Source organism: Parafrankia sp. EUN1f, from assembly GCF_000177675.1.
Lineage (GTDB): Bacteria > Actinomycetota > Actinomycetes > Frankiales > Frankiaceae > Parafrankia.
Window position 1 is genome coordinate 1 of the sequence record NZ_ADGX01000025.1, and the last position, 26,158, is coordinate 26,158.

Here is a 26,158-nt window from a genome sequence, read left to right on the forward strand (position 1 = left end):
CGAGCACCCGGACGCTGAGGTCCTGCTGTCCCAGCCCGGCCTGGGCACGGTCCTCGCTGCCCGGGTGCTCGCCGAGTTCGGGGACGACCCGAAGCGCTACACCGACGCCAAAGCCCGCCGCAACTACGCCGGCACCAGCCCGATCACCCGCGCGTCAGGCCGCAAGACCGTGGTCATGGCCCGCTACGCCCGCAACAACCGGCTCGCCGACGCCCTGCACCAGCAGGCCTTCTGCGCCCTGAACGCCTCGCCCGGCGCCCGTGCCTACTACGACACCGTCCGCGGACGCGGCAAGTCCCACCACGCCGCCCTCCGCCAGCTCGGCAACCGCCTGGTCGGCATCCTCCATGGCTGCCTCAAGACCCATACCCCCTACGACGAGGCAACCGCCTGGCCGCGGAACGTCACGCTCGCACCCGCCGCTTGACATCCAAAAACATGGGATGTCTGACCTGATGCCGCGTCCTGCTTGGCCCCGCGTGTCGCGCCTGCGCGGGAGCACCGCCGGGCGACTCGCGTCAGGGCGCCTACCCCGCCCCCGTGAGCAGCGGGGCCTCCGCGACCAGCGCGTCGGGTGAGCTGTCCTGTCAGCGGATCGGCAGCGTCAGGGAGGGTCCGGGGGAGGCCATGCCGCGGCGCCGTCCTGACGATCCGGTGCCGGCACCGGTGCTGGTGCCCGTGTCCGCGGCGCGGGGCGTGGGGACGGCGACAGGTAGCGGGCCGGTGGCCAGGCCGGCGTAGCGGGTCTCCTTGCGGACCTGGTAGACCCAGCTCTTGCTGACGGTGACGCCCCACCGCGCGAGCAGGGCCACGGCGGCCGTGGCCGAGCCGCCGGACTCGTCGAGGGCGCGGATGATCGCCGCGCGCTTCACCGACGGGTCCGTCGCGTCGAGGCCGGTCAGTGGCGCTGGTCCGGTCCGGGCGTCGAGTCTTCCGGGCGCTGGCTGGCGTATGGCGGGCGCCGCGGCCCTGAGCTCGCCGGGGCCGGGGAGGGAACGGACGGGGCGGGCTGGTCACCTGCCGCCGGGTCGTCCGGGCCGGCGGACGAGCCCGACGTCCCGGCGTCTGCTGTCGAGGTCGGCGGTGGCGATGCCTGCGTCGCCCCCGGCGCTGGCATCGGGGGCGACGCAGGTGCCGGCGTCGGCGGTTGCGCGGGTCGCGGACCCGTGGCCTCGGGTGGTGCCGCCGCGGAGAGGGCGGGCGTCGCTGGCGGGTCTGCCGGCGCCTGGGCAGGCGGGGGCGCGAGCCGCCGGTCGGGATGGATCTGGCGCATGAGCAGCTCGTACGAGCCGAGCAGGGCCAGCGGCGGCCAGCCGGCGATGACGCGGGCGCTCATGGTGGGATCCGCGTGCAGCACGTTCGCGGCCAGGGAGGCACAGGCCCCGGCGGCCAGCAGGCCGGCCGAAAGCCAGGATCGGCGCCGCCCCGCGCGCCGGTCACCGAGCATGGCCATGGACGCCGCCACGATCAGGCCGTCCACGCTGAACGGCAGGACGGTCGCCGTCATGGGGTCCTCGCCGTACTGCAGGGCGACACCGCGCATGTGCCGGTAGGAGACGAAGGCCGCGACCGTGGCGACCGTGGCCACCGCGACGACCGTCGTGATCCGGATCGCCCGTTCGGACCGCGCGCCCACCCGCGGAGGTTCCGTCGTCGCCTGTTCGTCCACCACACCGATCACCCAGTCTCCGGGCCCGGTCCCGGCGGTCTGGATCGTCCGTGCCGGGAACTTCTTGGGGCAAACCATGGCATGAAGTGTGGATTTTGCGAAATCCGGGTCCGTTCGCTCGACACTCTGGTGCCAGCCGCAGTGGCCCGGCGGTGTTGCGGCCGTGTTGCGGCGGTTGTTTCGCGGGGTGCGGTGCGCGACGCGAAGAGCGTCCAGCACCCAAATACGGGATGAATCCTGATTCGGCCGTAGTCTTCTTGTCTACGGGGCATAAGGGTGCACGGGATGTCCGGAGGGCGTAGGCTGCCCGTCCTCCGTGAGGCCGGCGCGCGACCGGGGAGCGAGGATGCCGTGAAGGTCGTGACGATCGCCAGCTACAAGGGCGGTGTCGGCAAGACCACGTTGACCGCGAACCTCGGAGCGGCCATCGCCCGCCTCGGCCGGCGGGTCCTGCTCGTCGACCTGGACCCGCAGACGAACCTGACCTTCAACTTCTACGGCGCCGACCAGTGGCGGGAGGATCTCGCCGACCGGCGCAGGACGGTCAAGGCCTGGTTCGAGTCCTGGCGGCCGGGTACACCGCCGCCGCCGCTGGCCGGGTACGTCACGAGCCCACCCGTCGCCCAGGCGGTGGTGGCCGAGGGCGGGGGCACCCTGGACCTGCTCGCCTCCCATCTCGCGCTCGGCGACATCGAGATGGCGCTCGTCGGCCATCTCGGCGGGGCGCAGGCGCACCGGTCCACCCGCTACTACTTCGAGGTGTACCAGCAGCTCGCGGCGGGGCTCGCCGCGCTGTCCCCGACGGACTACGACCTCGTCCTCATCGACTGCCCGTCGCATTTCGGGGTCATCACCCGGGCCGCGGTGGCCGCCTGCGACTACCTGCTCATCCCGTCACGGCCGGACAACCAGTCGACGCTGGGCGTCGAGCACCTGATGGCGCGGCTGGGGCGCTTCGTCTGGGAGTACAACCGGGTCGCGGAGCTGCAGTCCGGCATCCACCAGGCGGTGAAGCCGCTCGAGCCGCGGCTGCTGGGCGTCGTCCTGACGATGGTGCAGTACTACCGGGGCACGCCGACGAGCTTCCTGCGCCCGCACATCGAACGGGCCGAGGGGCTGGGGATCCCGATCTTCTCGTCGATGCTGCGGGTGAACAACCGCGGGTTCGCCGGCGGCGCGGGAACCCCGCTGCCGGCGGTGCTCTCCCCGGATCTCACCCCGGAGCTGGCCCGCGAGCTGCTCGACCTGGTCGAGGAGTTCCTGCTGCGGATGGGCGCGGCCGGCCGGGGCGCCGCCCGGGTGTGCGACGACGCCGTGCCCGTGACGTCCGGCTGGAAGCGGTGACCGCGCCCGGCGCGGTGTGACGCGTACGCGTCACACCGGCCGTGGCGTGGTCGGGTGGTGCGGTTACCTCGGCTACTTCCTGATCCACAGCCGGTCGGGCAGCAGCGAGCCGAGACCGTACTGGGTGACGCCGCCGACGTCCTCGGCGGCCATCAGGCCCGGGTTGGCCCGGACGGTGAACACGCCCGGCACGAGCGCGATCAGCCGCTGCTGGAACGTCTCGTAGGCGGCCTTGCGGGTGGCCGTGTCGGTGGCGGTGCGGCCCGTCGCGAGCGCCTCGTCGAGCTGCGGGTCGTCGACGCCGGGGAAGTTGCCGCGGGAGTCGCTGCGGAAGGCGGTCCACACCCGCGGGTCCGGGTCGACGAAGCTCGAGGACCACACGAGCATGTCGAAGTCGCCGGCCATGCCCAACTTGGTGGCCTCCGGGAAGTCGACCACGCGGATGTTGACCTTGACGTTCTTGTAGGCGCTGAGCTGCGCCTGGATGTTCTCCGCGGTGTCCTTCATCTCGGACGTGGTGTAGGCGGTGAAGGTGAACTCGACCGGCTTGCCCTCGGCGGCCAGCTCGTCGAACAGCCGTTGCGCGGTCGCCTTGTCGGTCCTGCGCAGTGGGGCGTCGACATAGAGCGGGGAGGAGTCGGAGAAGAGGGTGTCGACGGTCTTCCCGGCGCCGTTGTAGACGGCGAGGTTGAGGGTGTCCATGTCGATCGCGGCGGCGATCGCCTGCCGGGCGCGCAGGTCGTCGAACGGCGCCTTGCGCATGTTCATCGCCAGGAACAGCCCGCCGTTGAGCGGGGTGACGTCCGTGGTGTAGCCCGCGTCGGCGGCCTTGTCGAGGCTGTCCGCGTTCGTCTCGATGACCACGTCGGCCCCGCCGCTGACGAGAGTGTTGTAGCGCTGGCTCGCGTCGTTCGAGGTGCGGACGGTGATGGTGTCGAGGTAGGGCCGCGGCGCGTCGTGGTAGCGGGTGTTGCGGGTGAGCTCGATGCGGTCCTGGCGGGTCCAGCTCTTCAGAGTGTACGGACCGGCCCCGACGGGGTTCCTGTCGAAGGAGTCCTTGCCCTTCGCCAGCGCGGCCGGCGAGGCGATCCAGTTCATGGACGTCGTGAGCATCGCCCGCGGGAAGCTCGGCGTCGGCGCCTTCATCTTCACCGTGAGGGTGGTGGCGTCCACGACCTCGATGGCGGCGACCAGGGAGGCCTCGGACAGGTACGGCGAGGCGTTGGCCGGGTCGCGGTGGCGATCCCAGTTGACCTTGACGGCCTCGGCGTCGAGCGGGGTGCCGTCGGAGAAGAGCAGGCCGGGCCGCAGCTTCAGGGTGAACGTGGCACCCTGGTCGGTCGTGTCGAACGACTCGGCCATCGTGTAGCTGAGCTCGTCGGTCTTCTCGTCGTTGACCATCAGGGTGCCGTACAGGGCGTTACCGACGAACCCGCTGATCTGCCAGGCGTTCGTCATGGTCACCGGGTCCATCGAGCTCGGCTCCCGGATCTGCAGGACCTGCGCCGTGCCGCCCTGCACCGGCGCACCGGTGGGCCCGCTGGCCGTCGGACCCGCGCTGGTGTCGTCGCCACCCCCACAGGCGGCACCCAGGGTGAGCGCCGCGCAACAGGCGATGGCGGTGGTCAGTAATCGTGCCCGCCGAGCCATGAGTCGTCCCCTTGTCCGTGTCGCGGCAGCCCGCGGGTCCGGGCGTGCGCCTGCGTCCGAACAGGCGCAGGCAGGCGCGGACCGGCGCGCCGCCATCTGGTCGAGTTCCCGCAGCCGTCGGTCGACGCCCAGGCGTCCACCGGCCCGCCCGAGCAGCGCCGGTAGGCGCGTTCTCTCATGGTGAGACAGCTGTCTTTCACAGGAAGATAGCGAGCTTCTCGCCACGTTGTCGGTCGTTTGCGTAACTCTGGCCTGGTGTTTTCGCCCGATTACCGGGCTGGCGCGCGGTCGGCGCGCAGTCACGGAACGGGTCGGCACCGTCGCGGCCGCGGGCGCCACGGTGGGCCCCTGCGTGGGCCTGGAGCCACCACGTTGCATACTGACGGCGATGAGCCAGTCATCGGTTCCCAGACGCCACCTGCCGACCAGCCCCTTCAAAGCACCCGTCATCGTGCCGACTCCGGAGTTCGCCGAGGGAGACCGGGTCGTCCACGACGCCTTCGGGCTTGGCCGGGTCACCCGGGTCGAGGGCACCCACGCCGTCCTGGTGGATTTCGGGTCAAGTCAGAAACGCATCGCGAGTCCGTTCGAGGGCATGTCACACCTCTGAGTCTCGGAGGCCCGCTGCGCGCGCAGCCCGCCTCCGAGACACGCGGCCTGGAGGTTTACTCAGGCTGGTCCGGCTGCGCCGCCGGTGCGCCCAGGTGCTCCGCCGCCGCGGCCCGCGCCAGCTCCAGCACGACCTTCGGCGCCAGCCCCCGGGCGGCGGCGACCGCGAGCACGTCCTCGTGCTCGACCGAGGCGTTGACGACCTCGCCGCGCGACGAGGCGACCTTCACCCGGACCTGCCCACCGGCGACGGGCACCCGCAGCTCCCGGCGGGCCAGCGCCGTCTTCGTGACGACGTACTCACGGACCCCGATCGAGGACGTGTGGCGGAACAGCACGTCGCGCACGCGGTCGGTGTCGGCGGGGGCACACAGCGCGCAGACGGTGTGCGCCGGCCGACCCTTCTTCATCAGGATCGGCGTGAGCCAGGCGTCCAGGGCCCCACCCGCGAGCAGCGCCGCCAGCGTCGACGGCCACAGCCGCGGATCCAGATCGTCGACGTTCGCCTCCAGCACGACGTTCTCGCCGTGGCGGGCACCGTGTGCCACCGCCGCGCCAGCCAGGTTCTCCTGACCGACGACGAGGCGGGTCACGTTCGGGTGCTCGGTGAGATCCCGCCGGCCCGCGCCGAGCCCGACCGCGGTCGTGCGCATCAGCGGCATGGCACCGAAGCTCTCCGCGAGGGTGACGGCGAGCGCGACGCCGGTCGGTGTCGCGAGCTCCACGTCGACCGGACCGCCCGCCGCGGGCGCCCCGCTCGCCCGCAGCAGCTCCAGCACGGCCGGCCCCGGCAGCGGGATCGCCCCGTGCGTGGCGTGGACCCGCCCGCCCCCCAGCGAGATCGGGCTGCACACCAGCCGCCCGACACCCAGCGCGTGCAGCCCGACGACGGCGCAGACGACGTCGGCGATGCTGTCGAGCGCACCGACCTCGTGGAAGTGGACCTGCTCGATCGGCCGGCCGTGCACCGCCGCCTCGGCGGCACCCAGGGTGCGGAACACGTCCGCGGCACGCCCGCGCACCCCCGGGGCGAGCGTGGACGACTCCAGCAGTCCCAGAATGTCGCGCAGTCGCCGGGCCGGCTGGTCCGGCGCGCAGCGCACCAGCACCTGGGTCGCCCGCAGCCCGCGGCGCGTAACGGTCCGCGCGGCCAGCTCCACGTCGTCGGCCAGGCCCAGCGCGGCCACGGCGGCGCGCAGGACGTCCAGGGGAGCCCCGGCGTCCACGCAGGCGCCGAGGAGCATGTCCCCGCTGATGCCGCCGGTCGCGTCGAGCCAGCCGACGTTGTCCGCAGAAGTCGTCTCGCCCGCCATGTCCCCATCATCGTGGGCCGCGGCCGGCGGCCGGCGTGCCACCCGCCCGAGCACGTCCCGGTCGGGTCCGGTTCCGGTCAGATGTCGTCCCAGGGCACCGCGGCGTACACCTGGGCCAGTGTGGCGACCGCCGCCGGCGCGGCCGGGAACGTCGTCGTGTCGATCCGCCCCACGGGCGCGAGGCCGCGCCCGTTCGCCACGAAGGCGGCCTGGAAGCGGCCGAGGTCCGCCAGCGGCACCGGTTCCCGCCGGGAGCCCGGCAGCCGCTCGTCGAGCAGCGTCATCGTGACGCCGGTCAGCATCGGGGCCTGCGGCCAGATCACCGTGGCCGGCCCGGCCGTGTCGGCAGCGGTGTCACCGGACGGGTCCCCGGGCACGTCGCCGGTCGTCAGGAAGCCGATGTTGGCGACGGTGGTCTCGCACACCAGCCCGTCCGCGGTGACGAGCAGCGCGTCGTCGAACCCGCGGCGGCGGGCGAGCCGGGCGCTGTGCAGCTGCCCGAAGGTCCCGACATGCTTGAGGTGCGGGAACGGCCGCGGAGAGCACAGGGAGCTCAGCCGCAGCGGGGTGACGGCGGGTTCCGCCGGTGCGCTGACCGAGACCATGACACGGACCGCCCCGGTCGCGTCCGGGAAGACCACCACCCGTACGGTCGCGTCACCGCGGTGCGCCGGACCATGCGTTGCGGTTGCGGTTGCGGTCGTTCCCGGTGTCGGCGTCGTGGCGAGGGCGTGTCGGATCCGGTCGCGCAGCAGGTCCGGGTCCAGGCCGGTTCCGTAGAGCTCCTGGTTCGCCTGGTCCAGGCGGCGAAGGTGCAGCGCGAGGCCGCGGACCCGGCCGGCCCGGACCTGCATGGTCGTGACATGCCCGTCGTTGGTCAGCGCCAGCCGGCGCAGGTCGGCCGGGCCGGCCGGGCGGGCATCGACCTCGACATGCGGCGACGGCGTCTCCACGGCGTCCACCGTAGTGCCGCATCCGCGCCGCGGTGACTGTTTCCGGGTCGGCTGGTCCGGCACATGTGGAGGCCCGATTCGTCCGCCCCGCCGCTGGGCCCGTGATGTTCGCGGGGGAGGATGTTGTTCCGCCAGCGGCGAATTCCGGTAGCGCGTACGGTGTCGTCGCGACGACGATCTCCCGCCACCCTGGCCGGGCGCGGGCGACGACTGCGGGCCGTGAACGAATGGGGGTCTTCGGTGACGTCCGAGACAAGGCACGTTGAGGCGGCGGGCCGGCCCTGGTCGCGCGGCGGGCTGGGCCGGGCGGCCACAGCGGAGACCTCCGCGGTCAGCCTGCTGGACACCCTGAGCGAGGTCGTGTTCCGGACCGACGTGGACGGCCGCTGGACCTACCTGAACCGGGCCTGGACGACGCTGACCGGCTACGAGGTCGGCCCGAGCCTGGGCGCCCGCTTCCTCGACTACGTCCACCCCGACGAGGTGGAGTACGCGGCCACGGTGTTCGCCGACATGGCGCGGGCCGGCACGGACCAGTGTGTGCACGAGGCGCGCTGCCGGACCCGCCACGGTGGCTACCTGCGGGTCCGGATCCGCGCGAGCGTGCTGCGCGGGCCTGCCGGGGAGGTCGTCGGCAACTCGGGGACGATCGTCGACGTCTCCGGGTCGCGCTCGCACGCCCAGGTCGTCGGCGAGCAGGCCACCCTGCTGGAGTCGGTCGGCACCGGGAGCGCCTTCGAGGACCTGCCGACCGGTGTCGCCGTCTACGACCGTGAGCTGCGGGTGCGCCGCTCCTCGATCGCCGTCGACCGGATGGTCGGCGCCGCGCTGCGGGTCGGTGAGCCGCTGGATCGGCTCGTCGAGCGGGTCCGGCCGGCCGACTGGCGCTCGCGGTCCCTCGGCGGTGAATGGGGCCTGGTCCCGGTCGCGCTGCGGACGGGCCGCAGTCAGCTCGGGGACCTGGAGCTCGACGTCGAGGGCGGGTCGGCCCGCTCGGTGCGGGCGACCGTCATCCCGTTCCAACAGGGCGGCGAGGAACTGGCGGCGCTGGTGCTGTCCGACATCACCGACCTGCGCCGCGCCGAGCGGCAGCAGGCCGGGCTCGCCCGGCTCGGCCAGCGGGCACTGGCCGGCGTCGACCTGCCGACCCTGCTGGCAGAGGCGGTCGAGCTGGTCGCCGGGGCACTCGAGGTGGCCGTCTGCGAGGTGATCCAGCGGGACGTGGACGGCCGTGAGCTGGACCGTGAGGTGGACGGCGGGCCCGAACCGGGGCCGGACCGGGACCCTGCCGGCCGGCGGGACGCGACGCCCGCCGACCCCGGGGCGCTCCTGACCGACCTGTCGGCGGCAACCGCGGCGCTGACCGACCCGTCGGCGCCGACGGCACCCACGGCGCTCGGTGTCGGCCCGATCTATCTCACCGGGCCGCTCGCGATCGAGGCGCGGTCGCTGGTCCATCTCGCGTTCGACGTCGACGAGCCGGTGGTGGCGAACAACCTGGACGCCTGCCCGCACCTGCGCAGCGGCTGGTCGGACGCGGGCGGCGCGCAGGCCGCGCTGGCGTCCCGGGTGGGCAGCGCCGGTTCCCCGTACGGGGTGCTCGCCGTGGCCAGCCTGCTGCCGCGCCGGTTCACCGGCGACGAGGCGCGCTTCGTCCAGGCGGTCGCGAACACCCTCGGCGCGGCCATCGACCGGGAACGCTCCGAGCGTCGCGCCCGGGCGCGCTACGAGGCGGCCCAGCGGGGCCGGGCGTGGCTCACGGCCAGCGCCGAGATCACCGCCGGTGCCATGGTGGCCGGCCAGTCGCAGCAGGCGCGCATGTTGCTGGCGTCGCTGGCGCGGGCGGTCACCTCCGCGGACGTCGGTGCGGTCGCGCTGCCCGACGAGGCCGGCAACCTGGTCGCCACCGAGGTGGACTCCGCCGGCCATCGGCATTCCGACCCTGAGACCCTGCACAGCCTCGCGCTGGCGCTGGAGGCGGCCGAGAGCCGGTCCGAGTTCCTCGCCGGTCGTCCGGTCCTCGTCGACGGCCTGGACGATTCCGATGCCTGGAGTGGCCCGATCGCCCTGGCGCCGCTCGCGGAGGCGGCGGCCTCGTCGGATCTGGCGGCGGAGCCGGGGAGCGAGCGGGACGCCGGCTCGGTCCACGGTGGGGTGGACGAGGCGGGCGACCTGCTGGTGGCGGTGCCGATCCCGCCGATTCCGCCGGGGCCGCGGCTGCGCGACGCACTGGTTGTCCCGCTGACCGCCGCCGGCCAGCAGCTGGGTGCGCTGGTGCTGGGCAACGCTCCGGACGGCGTTCCTTTCGCCGCCGACGATCCGGAGCTCGTGGGGGCGTTCGCGAACGACGCCGCGATGGCGATCCACCTGGCCGAGGCGCAGCGCGAGCGGGCCCGGTTCGCGGTGTTCGAGGACCGTGAGCGCATCGCCCGTGACCTGCACGACCTCGTCATCCAGCGGCTTTTCGCCATCGGACTGCACCTGCAGTCGCTCACCCGGGCCGTCGGTGACGTGACGGCCGCGCGGCTCAACGCGGCCATCAACGGTCTTGATTCAAGCATCGAGGACATCCGGCGCACGATCTTCAGGCTTCAGCCGACGCCGGTCGGCGCCTGAGACGAAGGGGGCAGGCCCGGATTCGGGCCTGCCCCCACCTTCCCGGCGCCTGGAGGCCTGCGGTCAGGCGCCGGCCGGGCAGCCGGGGCTGCCCGGCTCATCCGACCCGGTCGCACCGGTGCCGACGAGCTGCCCGAGGAAGAGGCTGTTGTCGTAGAAATGTTCGGTTTCCAGCAGCTTCAGGTCGTCGGAGACCCGGGCGACGCTGACGCCGAACAGCTCGATCCGCTCGCCGGTGGGGGCGTTGCCCTTGTAGGGGCCGGTGAAGCTGCCCCAGTGCCGCCATTTGAAGGAGATGACGGGCGGCGGCGAGTACACCTCGAGGACCTCCCAGAAGAAGCCGCCGGGGAAGGCCGTGTGGAAGACCTCGTGCGAGGACTCGAACGTCTCCTCGCTCGCCTTGTAGTAGGGATTCTCCCCGATCAGGATGTTGTAGCTGCCGCGCTCGGCGAGCTCGGCGCTGCCCGCGGGCGGGCCGCCGTTGAGGCTCACCTTGATCCGGTCGACGACCATGCTGACCCACTGCGCCGGGTCGGCCTTGTGGGACAGCTCCATCTCGAAGACCTGCACGAGGTTCTCGACGATGTCCGCGAGCGAGCCCGGCTCGTGGCGGGTGGTCCGTTCGCCGGGCATCACCTCGCGGGAGAAGTGGTAGTCCGGCGGGGCGCCGTGGCGCCATTGCGTGTCCGCCGCCGCGGCGGCGGCGAGGACCGCCTCGCGGCCCTGTAGATGCAGCGGAGTCGTGCCGGTCGGGCCGTTGTCGGTCACCGTGTCGTCCTCCGGAGGTCTGGCTGTCTGGCTCTGACGGTCTGGCGGGTTCTGGCCGACTGATGCGTCGGCCAGGGAGGGGCTGACGCAGACCTCGATCGGTGTTCCCCAGGTGGTCGTCTCGACGGTCCGATCGGGTGCCGGAATGCGTCATTTGCGACGTAACGGGGTACTTCACGAGTCTGGTCGCGGAACAACCTGCCAGGCCCACACCGTTCGTCCCCGGAGGAACGTCGAAAGTCCCGATGGGACAGGAACATCTGCCGCCGTCGGGGGCCAAAGGGTAGCCCAGGGGTGACCTGAATTATCCCGGCGCGGGCGGCAGGGACGGCACCAGGGCCGCACCCGGGTGGCCCGCGATGTCGCCCGTCCGTGAGCGGAGACGACCGAAACCCGGCCATGCCGCCGCGGCTTGCCTAAGATGTCGGGCGACTGCCACGGTCCCCTCCCGCGGTGACGGACGGGCCCGCTCGGCAGCGGGTCGGATCTTGGGTTCCTCAGGGGTTGTGGGTGAGTTGTGAGCACGGGTAAAGTTCTTCGTTTCGATCATGTCCGTGGCTATGGGTTCATCGCGCCGAGCGACGGCGGCGAGGACGTCTTCCTGCACGCGAACGACCTCCTCGTCGAGAAGAGCCTGGTGGTGCCGGGCGTGGTGATGGAGTTCGACGTCGAGGACAGCGATCGGGGGCGCAAGGCGTCGTCGGCCCGGATCGTGCGGGGCTCGGCCCCCGGCGGGCCGTCGCCGTTGGCGGGTCCGGGGCCGGTGTCCGCGAGGGCGGACGACGGTGGTGACGGGCTGTGTGACGTCCTGCCGGTGGAGGAGTTCACGCAGGAGGTCACCGAGGTGCTGCTGCAGACCGAGCCGCCGCTGACCGGCACGCAGATCCTGCACGTGCGTCGCCAGCTCGCCAGCTTCGCGCGCAAGTACGGCTGGGTCGAGAACTAGCGCGGCCGGGAACCGGGCAGGCGGGGAACCAGGGCCCTCGACCGGCATGGCGTCCGGAGTCCCGGCCGGTGAGCACGCGGTGACCGTGCTGACCGGTGCCCGGGTGATCACTCCCAGTGGGATCCTCGACCCCGGCTGGGTGCGGGTCCGCGGCGGCCTGATCGCCGGTGTCGGGCGGGGGCGGGTCGAGCTCCACCCCGAGATCGCGGCCGGAGCGGCCGCGCCCACCGAGGTCGTCGACCTGGGCGGGGCGTGGCTCGTACCCGGCTTCATCGACATGCACGTGCACGGAGGCGGTGGCCACGACGTCACCGCCTCCCCGGCGGACCTGGCGGCGGCGGTCGCCTTCCACCGCGCCCACGGGACGACCCGAACACTGGTCTCCCTCGTGACGGCGCCGGTGGCGCGCCTCGCCGAGCAGCTCGGCTGGATCGCCGCCCTCGCCGCGGCGGGACCCGGCCCGGGCGGCCATGTCGTGGGCGCGCATCTGGAGGGCCCGTTCCTCGCCGCGGCGCGCCGCGGCGCCCAGCCGGCCGAACACCTGCGCCGGCCCGACCGGGGGGTGTACGCGGAGCTGGCCGCCGCGGCGGCCGGAACGCTGCGGGTTGTCACCGTCGCCCCCGAGCTGCCCGGTGCCGGTGACGTCGTCGCCGCCGCGCTCGCCGACGGCGTGATCGCCGCGGTCGGCCACACCGACGCGACCTACGACCAGGCCACCGGTGCTTTCGCGGCCGGTATGACGCTCACGACGCACCTGTTCAACGGCATGCGGCCGCTGCATCACCGCGAGCCCGGGGCCGCCGGCGCCGCGCTCGACGCCGGGGTCGTCTGCGAGCTCATCAACGACGGTGTGCACGTGCACCCGGCGCTGCTGCGGTTCGTCGCCGCCCAGCCGGACCGGCTCGTGCTGGTCACCGACGCGGTCGACGCGGCCGGGGTGGGCGACGGGGACTATCGGCTCGGCGGCCAGCCGGTCCGGGTCCGCGGCGGCGAGGCCCGGCTGGCCGCCGACGGCGCGCTCGCGGGGAGCACCCTGACGATGGACGCCGCGGTGCGCCGTGCCGTCCGGGCCGGTCTGCCGATCGAGACCGCCGTCGCCGCGGCGGCGACCACTCCGGCCCGGGTCCTGGGCCTGCGGGGCAGCTGCGGGGCGATCGAGCCCGGTCTGGCAGCCGACCTGGTGGTGCTCGACGCTGACCTGGCCGTCACCGGAGTCCTGGCGGGCGGGCGCTGGGCGGGTGCGGGGCCGCCCGGCGCCGGGTGACGTCCGGTCAGGCCTCGTCCCCGCCGTGGAGGCGGCGGGGGTGATCCAGCGGTGGGCGGAACAGCGCCTCCTGGACCAGGCTCGCGCCGAGGCGGCCGTCGCGGGCGTGGATGGTGCCGGTGTACCAGCCGCGGCCGCCCGCGACCGTGCGCGGCACATGATCCATCAGCACCCATTCGTCCAGGCGGATGTGCCGGTGGAACCAGACGGCGTGGTCCAGGCTGGAACCCGACCGGGCCTGCGCGGTGTGGTACGGCGCGAGGCCCGCGACCCCGTCCGACAGGTAGGTCAGGACGACCGCGTGGACCAGCGGGTCGTCGGGCAGCGGGTCGGTGCACCGGGCCCACAGCCGGATCGGGAAGTCCACGCCGGCCGCGAGCGGCTCGGCGCGCGCCTCGAAGGAGATCGGGCGCGCGAGAACGAACTCGTCGAGGCCCTCGGGGGCCGCCAGCGGTGGCATCGGATCGCTGGTGAGGTCCACCCCCGGCTCCGGTGTCTGGAACGACGCCGACATGTTGAAGATCACCTTGCCGCCCTGTACGGCGACGACCCGGCGGGCGGAGAACGACCGGCCGTCGCGGTCGCGGTCGACCCGGAACACGGTCGGTCGGGACGCGTCGCCCAGGCGCAGGTAGTAGCCGTGCAGGGAGTGCGGCACCCGGCCCTCGGCGACGGTGCGCCCGGCGGCGAGCAGCGCCTGGGCCGCGACCTGGCCGCCGTAGAGCGCGTAGCGGTCGTCGAACACCTGCTGGACCCGGAACAGGTCGCGATCGATCTCCTCCAGGTCCAGCAGCCCCAGGAGCGTGGACCCGGCCGGGTCCACGCTCCTGGGGCTGATCTCGCTTGCCGGCCTGTCATCGCTTTCCGACATGCTGTCGGCAGTTGGTCGCATGCTCCGCCCTCGCCCTCCGCCGCGGGTCCGGGTCGCCCCGGACCCCGTACCCGCCCGCGCTCCCGGTCCCGCCGGGCCCCGGCGCGGCGGGACTGCCCTGATCGCGGCGCTGTGCCCGCCGTAGATCCGGGATACTGCATTGCTCGGCCCGGCACCCGGTGGTGTGCCCCAGCACACCTTTCGCCAGCCGTCCCACCAGCGTCCCGTCAGCCGTCCCGGTGGGGGTCGTCGCGGCGGGTGTCGCCGTGCGGGGAGAACCAGGCGTCCGGTGACCAGCCGCCGTCGATGGGCTGCCGTTCGCCCAGGGTGGGCAGGTGATGCCCGGCGGATCCGTCCACGGGCCCGGCCGGGTCGAGGGCGCCCTCCGGGTCCGGGCGCGGGTCCGGTGACGCCGGCGGCGGGGACGACGCCGGCGTGGTGGTGGCGGGGGGCCCGTAGCCGTCCGGATCGAACAGACCGTCCTCCGCGCGGCCGTAGGTGCTGGCGGAGAAGAGGGCCTTCGGGGCACCGGCGCGGGGGTCGGTAGGGGTTGTCCGGGGCGGTCCGAGGTCGGGCCGCACCGGCGCCGCGTCGGGCCGCACGGGAACCCCCAGCCGTCCGGACGCCACCGGAAGCACGGCCGGGAAGACCCCGCGGGGGACGGTCAGGGCGTCCGCAGGCTCGCCCGCCGCCTCCCCGCCGGCCTCGCGCAGGCCGAGGCGTTCGTGCACCGCGCGCAGCGGCCCGGGCGCCCACCAGTTGTAGCGGCCCGCCAGGGCCATGAACGCGGGCACCAGCACGGCGCGGACCACGGTGACGTCGAGCAGCACAGCCAGCGCCAGGCCCACCCCGATCATCTTGATGAGGCTGATGCCGGACGTCGCCACCCCGACCATGACCACGATCAGGGCGAGCGCGGCGCAGGTCAGCAGCGGGCCGGTCGCCGCGAGCCCGCGGGCGACGGCACGGCGGTTGCCGGACCCGCGCAGGTGCTCCTCCCGGATGCGGGCGAGCAGGAAGATCTCGTAGTCCATGCTGAGGCCGAAGGCGATGCAGAACATCAGCACCGGGCTGGTCAGCTCGACCGTCCCGGAGACCTGGAAGTGCCCGACCAGGTTCTGCAGGTGCCCGTTCTGGAAGACGAACACCATCACGCCCATCACCGCGGCCAGGTTGAGCGCGTTGAGCACCAGCGCCTTGAGCGGCAGCAGGATGCTGCCGGTGAACAGGAACAGCAGGACGAACGTGGCCGTCACCACGACGGCGATCGCCCCCGGCAGGCCGCGCAGGACGGTGTCGCGGGTCTCCACCAGATGCGGTGCCAGCCCGCCGATCTCGACCGGGTACGGGGCGGGGATGTCGCGCACCAGGTTCACCGTGCGCTGGGTCGCGCTCGAGATCGGGTCGGGCTCGGTCGGCCACAGCGACAGCCAGGCGCCGCCGTGGGTCCCGACGAACTGCTGGCCGGCCTCGGCGGACACGGCGGCGACGAGCCCGCCGTCGGTGTAGCTGCCGGCCACGGTGTCCACCCGCGCCATCCCGGGCACCCGCGACAGCCGGGCGGCGTACCCGCCGAGCTCGGCGACCACCGCGGGCTCCCGGGCGTCCACCCCGGGCACCACGACGGGGATCTGGCAGGGCAGGCAGACGGTGAAGTCGTCGCGCATGGCGTCGTTCACCAGATGCGAGTCCGCGGTGGTCGGCAGCACGGTGTCGTCGGCGAGGGCGACGCGCAGGTTGCCCAGCGGCAGCGCCAGCAGCACCATCAGCGTGACCGCGGCCCCGCCGAACAGCACCGGATGGGCCATCACCCGCCGTGCCAGCCCCATCCACGCCGCTCCCGGCTCGCGCCGCCACGCCGGGCGCCGGCCCGTCGGGTGCTCGCCCGATGCCCGCTGGCCTGATGCCCGCTGGCCTGATGCCTGCTGGCCTGATGCCTGCTGGTCCGATGTGCGCGGGCGCGCCGGGCGTCGGCGTGGTGACCACCGGCGGCCGCGCTCGACCCGCTCGCCCAGCAGCATGATCGCCGCCGGCAGCACCAGAAGCGCCGCCACCTCCGAGGTGATCACCACCGCGATACCCGCGTAGGCGTAGGAACGCAGGTAGGGCAGCGGGAACAGCAACGCGCCGGTCAGCGACAGCGCGACCGTCAGGCCGGAGAACAGCACGGTGCGACCCGCGGTGCGCAGGCTGGTACGCAGCGCGACGGGAGCCGGCGCACCGCCGGCCCGCTCCTCCCGGAACCGGCGCAGCAGGAAGAGGCAGTAGTCCACGGCGAGGGCGAAGCCGAGCGCCGTCGTGAGGTTGAGCGAGAACACCGAGATGTGTGTGATCTCGGAGAGCAGGCGCAGCAGCGCGAGACTCGCGACGACCGCGGTGCCGCCGACGACGATCGGCAGCAGCGCCGCGGCCACGCCCCCGAACGCGAACAGCAGCACGACGAACACCAGCGGTGCGGTGACCAGCTCGGCCCGTTCGAGGTCGGAGCGGCTCTGCTCGGTGACGTCGCGCATGACCGCCGGTGCGCCACCGAAGCGCACCGTGACTCCCGGGCCGTCGTGGGCGTATCGGTCGTGCAGCGCCTCGATGTGCCGGGCGATGGCGTCCTCGGTGCCGGTGAGCCGGAACAGCACGAGCCCGCTGCGGCCGTCCTCGGAGCGCAGCAGGCCGGCGGTGGGCTCCTGGGACCAGTAGGAGACGATTCCACTGACACCCGGTTCGCGGCGCAGCTCCCCGGTGACGTGCTCGCCGAGGCGGCGTGCGGTGGGTCCGTCGATGGTGCCCGGCGCGGTGACCATGATGGCGACGTTGGGCGGCGCGCCGGGGAACTCGGCGTCGAGCATCGCCTCGGCGCGGGTGGCCGAGTCGCCGGCCGCGTAGAAGCCGCCGGTGGCGAGCCGGTCGAAGACCCCGCCAGCCCAGGGGAGCAGGCAGGCGATGACCAGCCCGGTGATGGTCAGCACCCGGCCCGGGCGATTGATCGCGATCCGGGCCAGCAGCGCGAACAGCCCGCCGCGACCGCCGGCCGGCATGCTGGCCGGCCCCGGCGAGCCACCCGTGCCACCGTGGCGGCCCGAGTTCCCGGAGCTGCCGTAGTTCCCGGCGTTTCCGGCGCTGCCCGCGCTTCCCGCGCTGGGGGTGTTTCCCGCGTTTCCGCGGTTTCCGTTGTTGCGCGGGTTACCCATACCGCCCGCGCTTCCCGCGCCGCCGGTGTTACCGGGGTCACCGGGATGTCCCGGCACGCGGCTCGCCTGCTCGTCGGCGGGAGCGACCGCGCTTGCCCGCACCGTCCGTGCCCGTGCCGGGGGGAGCGCGACTGGCCCTTTCGGGCGGCTTTCCGGTAGTGCCGGCAGAAGGCGGTTGGTGGGCGGTGGCATCGCGAGTGGGGTCAGTGGCGGCGACGACACCATCGCCGACGCGGCCACGGTTCCCGCGTGGGCGGGTGACCGGTGGCTGTCGGGGCGCCCCGTCGAGCCCCTGAACCGCCGCGTGACTTCGACGGGAAATGACATGCCTTCAACGTAGAAGTGCAAAAGATTGGGTGATACCCCCGTAGAGGGGTACCAAAGTCGTGAATACCTCTTTAATGTTCACGCCGATGGCGCCTGTACCCCGATGACGTCGTGAGTCACGCCAGTCGGGTATCCGGAGGAGGGGGAGTTCGTCGTGACAGACAAGTTCGAACGGCACAACAACGGCGGATCGCCATCGCAGCGGGAGAGGTGCCCCCGGCCGCAGTACGGGGCACAGCCACGCGGGGGTGGCCCGGCCGAGTCGGCGGGTCGTCCGGAGGGTTCCGAGGGGGCCTGCGGGCCTGCGGGCCCAGCCGCCGGCGGCGGGCGTTCCGGGGGCGAATCGTCCCGTGGCGGGGCGGGATCGGCGCCGCCACCAGGGCAGGAGCAGGCTGGGGCGGCCGAGACCGGCGGCGGTGCCTCTCCAGCGGCCACCGGCCCGCTGGCGCTGCCCGCGCCGGGCGCGGCCGCGACCAGCCCCCGGCGGGCACCGGTCGGGCGCACCTTCTGCCCCAGGCCGACACATCGGCGGTGATATCCGTCCCGGGACGGCGCGCATTCGGTCCCGGGCTGCACGGGAACTTTCGACCACGCGAATCCGCCGACGGGGTGCGGGCGATCTCCACGCCCGCACCCCGTCGGTATTTTCGGATTTTTCCTGCGCCGCCCGCGCGGGTGCCGGCCGGCACGGCCGGGAAAGCTCGGGTGAGCACCGCCGGAGAAGCCTGTGGCTGGTCCGGCGCCGGTGTTCACGGCAGCAGGCTGGAGCGGCGCGCGACATTCACCGCCGCGGTGCGGTTGTGCACACCGAGCTTGTTCATGATGCTGCGCAGATATGCCTTCACCGTCTCCGGGCTGACCGCGAGCCGGCGCGCCGTCTCGGCGTTGGACATGCCCTCCGCGACGAGCCGCAGGACGTCGAGCTCACGCGGGGACAGCCCGAACGGCTGGGCGCGGGTCGGCGGCGCGGTGTCGGGGAACAGGTCCTCCAACAGGTCGCGCACCGCGATGATCCGCTCCCGCAGCGCCTGGTCGCTGGTCTGGTAGGTCAGCTCCTCCAGCTCGGAGTCCACCCGGCACAGCACCCGCAGCCGGGACGCGCCCGGGGTGGCCGCGGCGCCGTCCGCCCGGGCGGTCGTCGTGCGATCGGCCAGCATGGCCTCGAACCGGCGCGCGACACCGAGCGCGGTCTCCACCGCGGCCGGCGGCACCGGGTTGTCGGCCCGCACCCCGCAGTACAGCACCGCGTGCACGATGCCGCCGGCGCGCACCGGCACGGCGACCACCGAGGAGATGTCCTCACCCAGGACAGCCCAGTCGCGCTGGTCCTCGGTGTAGCGCGGGCGGGTGCCCGCGTCGATCACGACGGGCCGGCCCAGGGCCACCACCCGTCCGCCCACGCCGTGGCCCGGCGGCAGGGACATTCCACGCAACGCGTTCGTGCGGTTCCCGTCGAGCGCGCTGATGGTCAGGTAGCGCGAGCGGGGGTCGACCGATCCGCCATAGGCCAGATCGGCGCCGGTACGGGCGCGCAGCCGGGTGACGGCCCGAGGCAGCATCGCCTCGACCGAGCAGCCATCGGTAGTGCCCGATGTCATCGTCTTCCTCTCGTCCGGGGGTCTCGCGGACTAAGAACGAACAAAACTCCGAAACGGCAAATGGTGCCGCCGTCCCGCCCGATTTCCGCGGTCTGAAGCCGACCGAAGACAAGGCGGGGCAGCGAAACCGGCGTCGTGCCGTGCGGTGTCCACGCAGCCGGGTCGGCGTGGCCCTTTACGGCAGACAAATCTCCTTGCCGGGAATTGAGACTAGCAAGGGGATCTTCGTCCCGGCAATCCGCGCATTGTGCACCGTGGTGCCGAACGCGGGCAGTGAGGGTTGTGATCGGCCGCGGGTGTAGGGAGTGGCCCGGTGGCGCTGACCCGTGGTGACCCGGCGGGTGGGGGTGGCGCCGGAGGTGGTGGCCGGCCGGTGGTGGGTCGGCGCACCGGGCCGCGCCCGGTCGCCGCGGCCGACCGGTGGACCGGGAAGCCGATGATCGGACGTTCGTCCTCCGTTGATATTGATCCGCTCCCCCGTCGGCCGATGGCCGTTCTCGCGGGTCGAGCGGTCGTTGGTTGTGTTTCCGGTGATCGAAGTGTGGGAATGTGCGCCAGTACGGTTGGGTAAAAACCGGTTCGGTGGGTCCAGTGCCGGGGTGGTGCGGACGTTGCCGTCGTCACCCCTGGTCGTGGGTGGGCGCCGGTGGGCGATCGTCGGTGCGATTCGTCGGCCGAGGCGGGCGAGGGTGTACCGGCCTGCCGGTCGGCCGGTCCGTTCCGCTCGGTCACCGCACCACCCCACAGGGCATCCGTGCCGAATGCGTGACCTACGCGGGAGGGCTGGAACAAAAGTGCCGGTTATCGACTGGTCGAAACGGGCGTGAACACTTCGGTGCCATGCCCGTTTTGCCTTTTGTTGAGATGGGGGTGCGCTGCCGCCATGGGTTCACGGACCCCGCGGGGCCCGCGGGGTCCGCGCACCCGAAGGTCTACAACTGGTCGACCGCCGTCACGCGCACGACGGCCGTTCCCGCCTCGTCGGAGGCGGCGAGATCCACCTCGGCGCTGATTCCCCAGTCGTGGTCACCGGCTGGGTCGTCGAAGATCTGGCGAACCGTCCAGCGGTCGGCGGCCGTGGTGACGAGCAGCAGTCCCGGGCCACGCGCGTCCGGCCCCGTGCCGATCTCGTCGTGCTCGGCGTAGTAGCGCTCCAACGCCTCCTGCCAGGCGTCGGCGTCGAAACCGGCGGCGGCGTCGAGCTCGCCGAGCAGGTCGTGGCGGCGCAGCGCGGCCAGCTCCACCCGGCGGAACAGCGCGTTGCGCACCAGCACCCGAAACGCACGGAGGTTCGCCGTGACCGCCGTGGTGCGCTCCACCAGCGCGATCGCCGCGCCGGCGGAGGCGTCGGGGGCGGCGGTCGGATCGCGCAGCGCCTCCCACTCGTCGAGCAGGCTGGAGTCGACCTGGCGCACCAGCTCCCCGAGCCACTCGGTCAGGTCACCGAGCTCCTCGGTGCGGGCCTCCTCGGGCACCGTCTGGCGCAGCGCCTTGAACGCGTCCGCCAGATAGCGCAGCAGCAGCCCCTCGGAGCGGGCCAGACCGTAGAAGTCGACGTACTCCGCGAAGGTCATCGCCCGTTCGAAGATGTCCCGGGCCACCGACTTCGGTGCCAGCTCGTAGTCGTCCACCCACGGGTGCCCGCGCCGGTAGGTGGCCAGCGCGGCGTGCAGCAGCTCGTCCAGGGGCTTCGGCCAGGTGACCTCGTCGAGCAGCTCCATGCGCCGGTCGTAGTCCACGCCCTCGGCCTTCATCGCGGCCACCGCCTCGCCGCGGGCCCGGAACTGCTGGGCCGACAGGACCTGACGCGGGTTGTCCAGCGTCGACTCGAGCAGGCTCAGGACGTCGAGGGCGTAGCCGGGGGAGTCGCGGTCGAGCAGCTCGATCGCGGCCAGCGCGAACGGTGACAGCGGCTGGTTGAGGGCGAAGTCGAGCTGCAGGTCGCCGGTGAGCCGAACCGCGCGGCCGGTCTCGTCCGGTGTGTCGAGCTTCTCCACCACACCGGCGGCCAGCAGCGCCCGGTAGATCGCGATCGCGCGGTGGATGTGCCGGCGCTGCGCCGGGCGCGGCTCGTGGTTGTCGGTGAGCAGATGGCGCATGGCGGTGAACGCGTCACCCGGCCGGCTGATCACGTTGAGCAGCATCGAGTGGCTGACGGCGAACTGGGAGACCAGCGGCTCCGGCTCGGCGGAGACGAGCCGGTCGAAGGTCGGGACGCCCCAGGAGACGAACCCCTCCGGTGGCTTGCGCCGCACGACCTTGCGCCGCTTCTTCGGATCCTCACCGGCCTTCGCCAGCGCCTTCTCGTTCTCCACCACATGCTCGGGTGCCTGCACGACGACGTTGCCGACCGTGTCGAAACCGGCCCGCCCGGCCCGCCCGGCGATCTGGTGGAACTCCCGCGCGGTCAGGATCCGGGTGCGGGTGCCGTCGTACTTCGACAGCGCGGTGAACACCACGGTCCGGATCGGGACGTTGATGCCGACCCCGAGGGTGTCCGTCCCGCAGATGACCTTGAGCAGCCCCGCCTGCGCGAGGAGCTCGACGAGCCGGCGGTACTTCGGCAGCATCCCGGCGTGGTGCACGCCGATGCCGTGCCGGACCAGGCGCGACAGCGTCTTGCCGAACCCGGAGGCGAACCGGAACCCGCCGATCATCTGCGCGATCGCGTCCTTCTCGGCGCGGGTCGACACGTTGATGCTCATCAGCGACTGGGCCCGTTCCAACGCCGAGGCCTGGGTGAAGTGCACGACGTAGACCGGGGCCTGCCGGGTCTCGAGCAGCTCCTCGATCGTCTCGTGCAGCGGCGTGATGACATACCTGTGGAACAGCGGGACGGGCCGCTGCGCCGAGCGCACGACGGCCGTCGGCCGGCCGGTGCGCCGGGTCAGGTCCTCCTCGAACCTGGTGACGTCGCCGAGCGTCGCCGACATGAGCAGGAACTGGGTGTTCGGCAGCTCGATCAGCGGCACCTGCCAGGCCCAGCCCCGGTCGGGGTCGGCGTAGTAGTGGAACTCGTCCATGACGACCTGACCCACGTCCGCCTCCGCGCCGTCGCGCAGGGCGATGTTCGCCAGGATTTCGGCGGTGCAGCAGATGATCGGCGCGGTCTCGTTGACCGAGGCGTCGCCGGTCATCATGCCGACGCTGGCGGCGCCGAACACCGCGCACAGCGCGAAGAACTTCTCCGACACCAGCGCCTTGATCGGCGCCGTGTAGAAGGTGCGCCGGCCCCAGCCGAGCGCGGCGAAGTGCGCGCCGGTCGCCACCAGGCTCTTCCCACTGCCGGTCGGCGTCGCCAGGATGATGTTCGAGCCGCTGACCACCTCGATGAGCGCCTCGGTCTGCGCCGGGTAGAGGGTCAGGCCCTGGTCAGCCACCCAGGCACCGAACGCGTCGAACAGCGCGTCCGCGTCCGCGGGCGTGTCGGCACCGCAACCGGCCGGCAGCCGCGAGGTCAGCGTCGCGGACGCCGCGACCGTCGGTTCGGTGGCGGAGGTGCTGGCGGGCGGGTCGCTCGCGGGCGAGGCGGCGGGCGGGACGGCGACGGGTGGCTGGCTGTGCTGCGTCATGGTGCTCTCGATCGTGCCGTACGGACCGGCTGGCCGGGGCGGCGGCGTGCCTGCCGGCGCCGGGCGGGTCGGCTGTGACGGAGTCGTCACGGTCGTCCCATCTACGGGCGGAGGTCCCCGGCGACCAGGGTCTGTGTTCCGGCGTGTACCGTCCGTTGGTCCCGGCGTGAGATTGCCGCCCCACCTACCGGCGTCCGGCGACAGGCCGCTATGTCCTGTTTGCGGTTAGCGTCTGCGAGGTGGATGAGCTCCCTCTGCTCGTCGGGTCGGGTGACATCGCCCGCGCGCTGGGCGTGACCCGACAGGCTGTCGATCACCGTTTGCGCAGTGATCCGGCGGCGCCCGCGGCCGCGGGGGTCGTGAACCGGACCTCCGCCTGGAACGGGACCCGGATCTGGTGGCGTGAGGACGTCGACCGGTGGCTGAACCTGGAGCCAGACCGGTGGCATCGCCTGCTCGCCTCGACCGCGCGGGGCGGGTGATCGGCGGTGGGCTGACCGTCCGGCCGCCGGTGCGTCCACCCGGCACAAGATAGTCAACGGTGTTGACGTCGCCGTCTGACCATAGATGATCTTGAACTTTCCTTTCCGTCCCGGGCGGGACACCGGCCCCGAGGCCCCGCCCCGCCCGGGACGGACCGATCCACGGTCAGGCTGGCAGCCCCCGGGGTCGCAGCCGGTCGAGTACCGCCGGCAGCTCCTCGACATGCACCACACCGAGCTGGTTCGTCGGCCGGGTGAGCGCCACGTACAGATCGCCGGCTCCCCGCGGGGACTCGGCGAGGATCCGTTCGGGCTCCACCACGATGACGGCGTCGAACTCCAGCCCCTTGGCCTCCCGCACCGTGAGCACCACCACCGGGTCCTCCGCGCTGGAGTCCTCCCCACCGGCTGTGCCTGCCTTGCCTGCGGTGCCCGCACGTGTCGTGCCCGCGTCTGTGGTGCCGGCGTCTGTGGTGCCCGGGTCGCCGGAGGCCGCCGGGCCGGCCGCGGCGGAGCCCACCACCCCGGCCAACTGCTCCCGCCGCGAGGTCGGGACGATCACCGCCAGGCGCCCCCCGCCGCACGCGGCGTGTTCCTCGGCCACCAGCCGGGCCAGCCGCGGCTCCAGATCGCCCTCGGGGACCGCGAGGCGCCAGGGGACGTGCCCGGAACGGCGCACCGATCGCGGCGCGCGCAGCCCCCGCCCCTGCATGGCCAGGACGTCGCCGGCCACCGCCATGATCTCCGCGCCGGTGCGGTAGTTCACCGTGAGCCGCTCCAGCACGAAACGCGTGCCGACGTAGGGGGCGAGCACCCGTGCCCACGAGGACGTCCCGGCCGCGTCGCCGGTCTGGGCGACGTCCCCGACGATCGTCATCGACCGGCTCGGGCAGCGTCGCATCACCATCCGCCAGGCCATCGCGGACAGCTCCTGCGCCTCGTCCACGATGACGTGCCCGAACGTCCAGCCACGGTCGGCGGCGGCGCGTTCGGCGGTGCTGCGGGTGTCGATCTCGGCGTGGCGTTCACCGAACCGGTCGGCGTCGATCAGGTCGGTGGCCATCAGGACCTCGCCGTCGGGGTCCTCGGTGTCGCCGCGGGAGAGGATGTCAAGGACCCCACCGGCGTACTCGGCCCGTTCGCGCCGTTCCAGCTGTTCGGCCACCGCGGCGTCGATCGCCAGCCGGGGGTCGTCGCCGAGCAGCTCGGCGGCCTCGTCGAGCAGCGGGGCGTCCGCCGGGGTCCAGCCGCCGCCCGGCTCGCGGCGCAGGGCCGCCCGCTCGGCGTCGGTCAGGTCCGGCGCGGCACGGCGCAGCGCGTCGTCGTCGGCGAACAGGTCGGTGAGCAGCTCCTGCGGGGTGAGCAGCGGCCACAGGCGGTCGATCGCAGCGGCCAGGCGCGGGTCCGAGCTCAGGTCGCGGCGCAGGTCGGCGAGGTCGGCGGCGTCGAGCACCGGCTGGCTGGCCGCCGCGGTCGCCGCCGCCCGGGCCGCACTTGCCCAGTCGGCGTCGTTGGCCTCGCTGTCGTCGAGGTTGTCGCGGGCGGCGTCGGTGTCCGGCCAGAGCATGAAGTCGTCGACGAAGTCCGGGATGTCGACCTCGTCGATGGACGACTCGTACCGGTCGGCGATCTGGCGGGTCAGCGCGGCGATCACCTCGCGGACGAACACCGGCCGGGCCAGGTTGTGCGGCCGACCGGTGAGCCGGGCCGCGGCACGGGCCGGGACGACGATCGTCTCGTCGAGGCGCGCGATCCCGTCCGCGACGGTGATCTCCAGCGGGATGTCGGGCAGCCGCTGACGGTCGCGCACCGCCGCGGTCAGGACGTCCACCATCGCCGACCGGCCCTTGACCGCCGCGGCGAGCGTGCTCTCGGGCTGGCGGCCGCGGACCCCGGGGAACAGGTCGCCGATCGTCGACAGCAGCACCCCGGTCTCGCCGAGCGAGGGCAGCACGTGCTCGATGTAGCGCAGGAACGCCGGGTTCGGCCCGATGATCAGCACACCGCGGCGGGCGAGGTGCTCGCGGCGAGAGTAGAGCAGGAACGCGGCCCGGTGCAGCGCGACCGTGGTCTTCCCGGTACCCGGGCCGCCGTCCACGACGAGGATTCCGTCCTGGTCGGAGCGGATGATGCGGTCCTGCTCCGACTGGATGGTCGCGACGATGTCCCGCATCCGGCCGGTGCGGTGTGCGGCGAGGGTGTTCAGCAGCGCGGCCTCGCCGACCAGCGTGCCGCGGGCCACCTCCCCGGACGGGGTCTGTGCGGACGCGGGGGACACGGCCACGGTGGCCCAGGCCGCCTCCCTGTCCTCGCCCATCTCTTCGGCTGTGTCCTCGGCGGCGCCCAGGCCGTCGAGGGTGAGCAGGCCCAGGACACCGTCGCCGAGCGCGCCGGTGTCGAGGGTCTCGTCGTCGAGGTGGGTCACCCGGCGCCCGACGGTGCGGATGTGGCGGCGGCGGGCGACGCCCAGCGGCGTCGCTCCGGTGGCCAGGTAGAACGGGCGCGCGGCCGGCGCGCGCCAGTCGATGAGCAGCGGGTCGTAGTCGGCGTCGGGGTCGAGCAGGCCCATCCGGCCGATGTAGCGCCGCTCGCCGTCGGCCAGGTCGAGCCGGCCGAACATCAGCCGGTCGCGAACGGCGTCGACCCGGGTGAGCTGGTCGGCGTGGCGGGCGGCGACCGCGTCGCGGTCGGCCCGGGCGCCGGGCTCGGGATCGTCACGCAGGAGCGCCTCGGCCAGTCCGGCCGCGGCCGTGGCGCGCAGGCCGTCGAGCCGTTCGTGCAGCATGGTCAGGTAGCGTTGTTCCAGGGCCCGCTCGTCATCCGCCTTCTGGTTTACCCGGGTCTCGTTGTGGATCACCCGGGGCTCGTCGCGGGGTTCGAGTGAGTCGGCCGACCTGGCCGGCACCGTTTCCTTTGACAACCCCAGCCCTCTCCGGTTACTATCCCGCGTGGCGCGTTGTTTTTCGTGCGCCCGCGTCCCGGCTCTCAGCT

General features: G+C 73.2%; 18 protein-coding genes. 7 read left to right on the plus strand and 11 right to left on the minus strand.

Translation table 11 applies throughout. The annotated features are described in order from the left end of the window. On the plus strand, positions 1–427 hold a 427-nt coding region (locus FREUN1FDRAFT_RS09995; protein ID WP_006539899.1), incomplete at its 5' end, for an IS110 family transposase. A gap of 160 nt (positions 428–587) precedes the next feature. Here the strand turns inward: FREUN1FDRAFT_RS09995 and FREUN1FDRAFT_RS45055 are convergent. Together FREUN1FDRAFT_RS45055 and FREUN1FDRAFT_RS47655 are read right to left on the minus strand one after the other, a co-directional pair. Further along, positions 588–872, minus strand: coding sequence for a hypothetical protein (locus FREUN1FDRAFT_RS45055; RefSeq protein WP_006539900.1), 285 nt, complete (start codon positions 870–872; stop codon positions 588–590). Between the two features lie 26 nt (positions 873–898). Beyond that, positions 899–1,681, minus strand: coding sequence for a DUF2637 domain-containing protein (locus FREUN1FDRAFT_RS47655; RefSeq protein WP_304412142.1), 783 nt, complete (start codon positions 1,679–1,681; stop codon positions 899–901). A 339-nt stretch (positions 1,682–2,020) separates the two neighbouring features. On the opposite strand from FREUN1FDRAFT_RS47655, the gene FREUN1FDRAFT_RS10010 reads away from it, so the two are divergent. Next, the gene (locus FREUN1FDRAFT_RS10010) at positions 2,021–3,013 is read left to right on the plus strand and encodes a ParA family protein (RefSeq protein ID WP_006539902.1); all 993 of its coding nucleotides are present in this window, start codon (positions 2,021–2,023) and stop codon (positions 3,011–3,013) included. Positions 3,014–3,085: 72 nt separating this feature from the next. Here FREUN1FDRAFT_RS10010 and FREUN1FDRAFT_RS10015 read toward each other — a convergent pair whose 3' ends face one another. Then, complete coding sequence (locus tag FREUN1FDRAFT_RS10015; RefSeq protein ID WP_006539904.1) at positions 3,086–4,663, minus strand: ABC transporter substrate-binding protein; 1,578 nt, start codon at positions 4,661–4,663, stop codon at positions 3,086–3,088. 388 nt (positions 4,664–5,051) lie between these two features. Between FREUN1FDRAFT_RS10015 and FREUN1FDRAFT_RS10020 the strand changes: the two genes are divergently transcribed. Then, the gene (locus tag FREUN1FDRAFT_RS10020; protein WP_035951180.1) at positions 5,052–5,273 is read left to right on the plus strand and encodes a hypothetical protein; all 222 of its coding nucleotides are present in this window, start codon (positions 5,052–5,054) and stop codon (positions 5,271–5,273) included. A gap of 55 nt (positions 5,274–5,328) precedes the next feature. Here the strand turns inward: FREUN1FDRAFT_RS10020 and larC are convergent, their stop codons facing one another. Next, on the minus strand, positions 5,329–6,585 hold the full coding sequence (gene larC / locus FREUN1FDRAFT_RS10025; RefSeq protein ID WP_035951191.1) for a nickel pincer cofactor biosynthesis protein LarC: 1,257 nt from the start codon (positions 6,583–6,585) through the stop codon (positions 5,329–5,331). A gap of 77 nt (positions 6,586–6,662) precedes the next feature. Further along, a complete protein-coding gene (locus tag FREUN1FDRAFT_RS10030; protein WP_006539907.1) occupies positions 6,663–7,538 on the minus strand; it encodes an aminotransferase class IV in 876 nt (291 codons plus the stop codon). Positions 7,539–7,778: 240 nt separating this feature from the next. Here FREUN1FDRAFT_RS10030 and FREUN1FDRAFT_RS10035 point away from each other — a divergent pair, with 240 nt between their 5' ends. Then, complete coding sequence (locus tag FREUN1FDRAFT_RS10035; RefSeq protein WP_006539908.1) at positions 7,779–10,154, plus strand: PAS domain-containing protein; 2,376 nt, start codon at positions 7,779–7,781, stop codon at positions 10,152–10,154. A gap of 63 nt (positions 10,155–10,217) precedes the next feature. On the opposite strand, the gene FREUN1FDRAFT_RS10040 is transcribed toward FREUN1FDRAFT_RS10035, so the two are convergent. Then, a complete protein-coding gene (locus FREUN1FDRAFT_RS10040; protein ID WP_006539909.1) occupies positions 10,218–10,922 on the minus strand; it encodes a hypothetical protein in 705 nt (234 codons plus the stop codon). Positions 10,923–11,439: 517 nt separating this feature from the next. Between FREUN1FDRAFT_RS10040 and FREUN1FDRAFT_RS10045 the strand changes: the two genes are divergently transcribed. Beyond that, a complete protein-coding gene (locus tag FREUN1FDRAFT_RS10045) occupies positions 11,440–11,868 on the plus strand; it encodes a cold-shock protein (RefSeq protein WP_006539910.1) in 429 nt (142 codons plus the stop codon). A gap of 46 nt (positions 11,869–11,914) precedes the next feature. After that, positions 11,915–13,132, plus strand: a complete 1,218-nt coding sequence (nagA, locus tag FREUN1FDRAFT_RS10050; RefSeq protein WP_006539911.1) for an N-acetylglucosamine-6-phosphate deacetylase — start codon at positions 11,915–11,917, stop codon at positions 13,130–13,132. 7 nt (positions 13,133–13,139) lie between these two features. Here the strand turns inward: nagA and FREUN1FDRAFT_RS10055 are convergent, their stop codons facing one another. From FREUN1FDRAFT_RS10055 to FREUN1FDRAFT_RS10070, 4 genes are all read right to left on the minus strand, one after another. Continuing rightward, the gene (locus FREUN1FDRAFT_RS10055) at positions 13,140–14,024 is read right to left on the minus strand and encodes an acyl-CoA thioesterase II (protein WP_006539912.1); all 885 of its coding nucleotides are present in this window, start codon (positions 14,022–14,024) and stop codon (positions 13,140–13,142) included. A 206-nt stretch (positions 14,025–14,230) separates the two neighbouring features. Beyond that, on the minus strand, positions 14,231–17,290 hold the full coding sequence (locus FREUN1FDRAFT_RS10060) for an MMPL family transporter (RefSeq protein WP_232295131.1): 3,060 nt from the start codon (positions 17,288–17,290) through the stop codon (positions 14,231–14,233). A 974-nt stretch (positions 17,291–18,264) separates the two neighbouring features. Then, entirely contained in the window at positions 18,265–19,113 is an 849-nt protein-coding gene (locus FREUN1FDRAFT_RS10065; protein WP_006539916.1) for a LuxR C-terminal-related transcriptional regulator, read from the minus strand. 932 nt (positions 19,114–20,045) lie between these two features. After that, positions 20,046–22,685, minus strand: a complete 2,640-nt coding sequence (locus tag FREUN1FDRAFT_RS10070) for an RNA helicase (RefSeq protein ID WP_006539917.1) — start codon at positions 22,683–22,685, stop codon at positions 20,046–20,048. Between the two features lie 239 nt (positions 22,686–22,924). On the opposite strand from FREUN1FDRAFT_RS10070, the gene FREUN1FDRAFT_RS10075 reads away from it, so the two are divergent. Next, a complete protein-coding gene (locus FREUN1FDRAFT_RS10075) occupies positions 22,925–23,167 on the plus strand; it encodes a hypothetical protein (protein ID WP_006539918.1) in 243 nt (80 codons plus the stop codon). Between the two features lie 166 nt (positions 23,168–23,333). On the opposite strand, the gene FREUN1FDRAFT_RS10080 is transcribed toward FREUN1FDRAFT_RS10075, so the two are convergent. Then, positions 23,334–26,072 carry an AAA family ATPase gene (locus tag FREUN1FDRAFT_RS10080; protein WP_369809782.1) on the minus strand — a complete coding sequence of 913 codons (2,739 nt, stop codon included), beginning with the start codon at positions 26,070–26,072 and terminating at the stop codon, positions 23,334–23,336. Positions 26,073–26,158 lie beyond the last annotated feature (86 nt).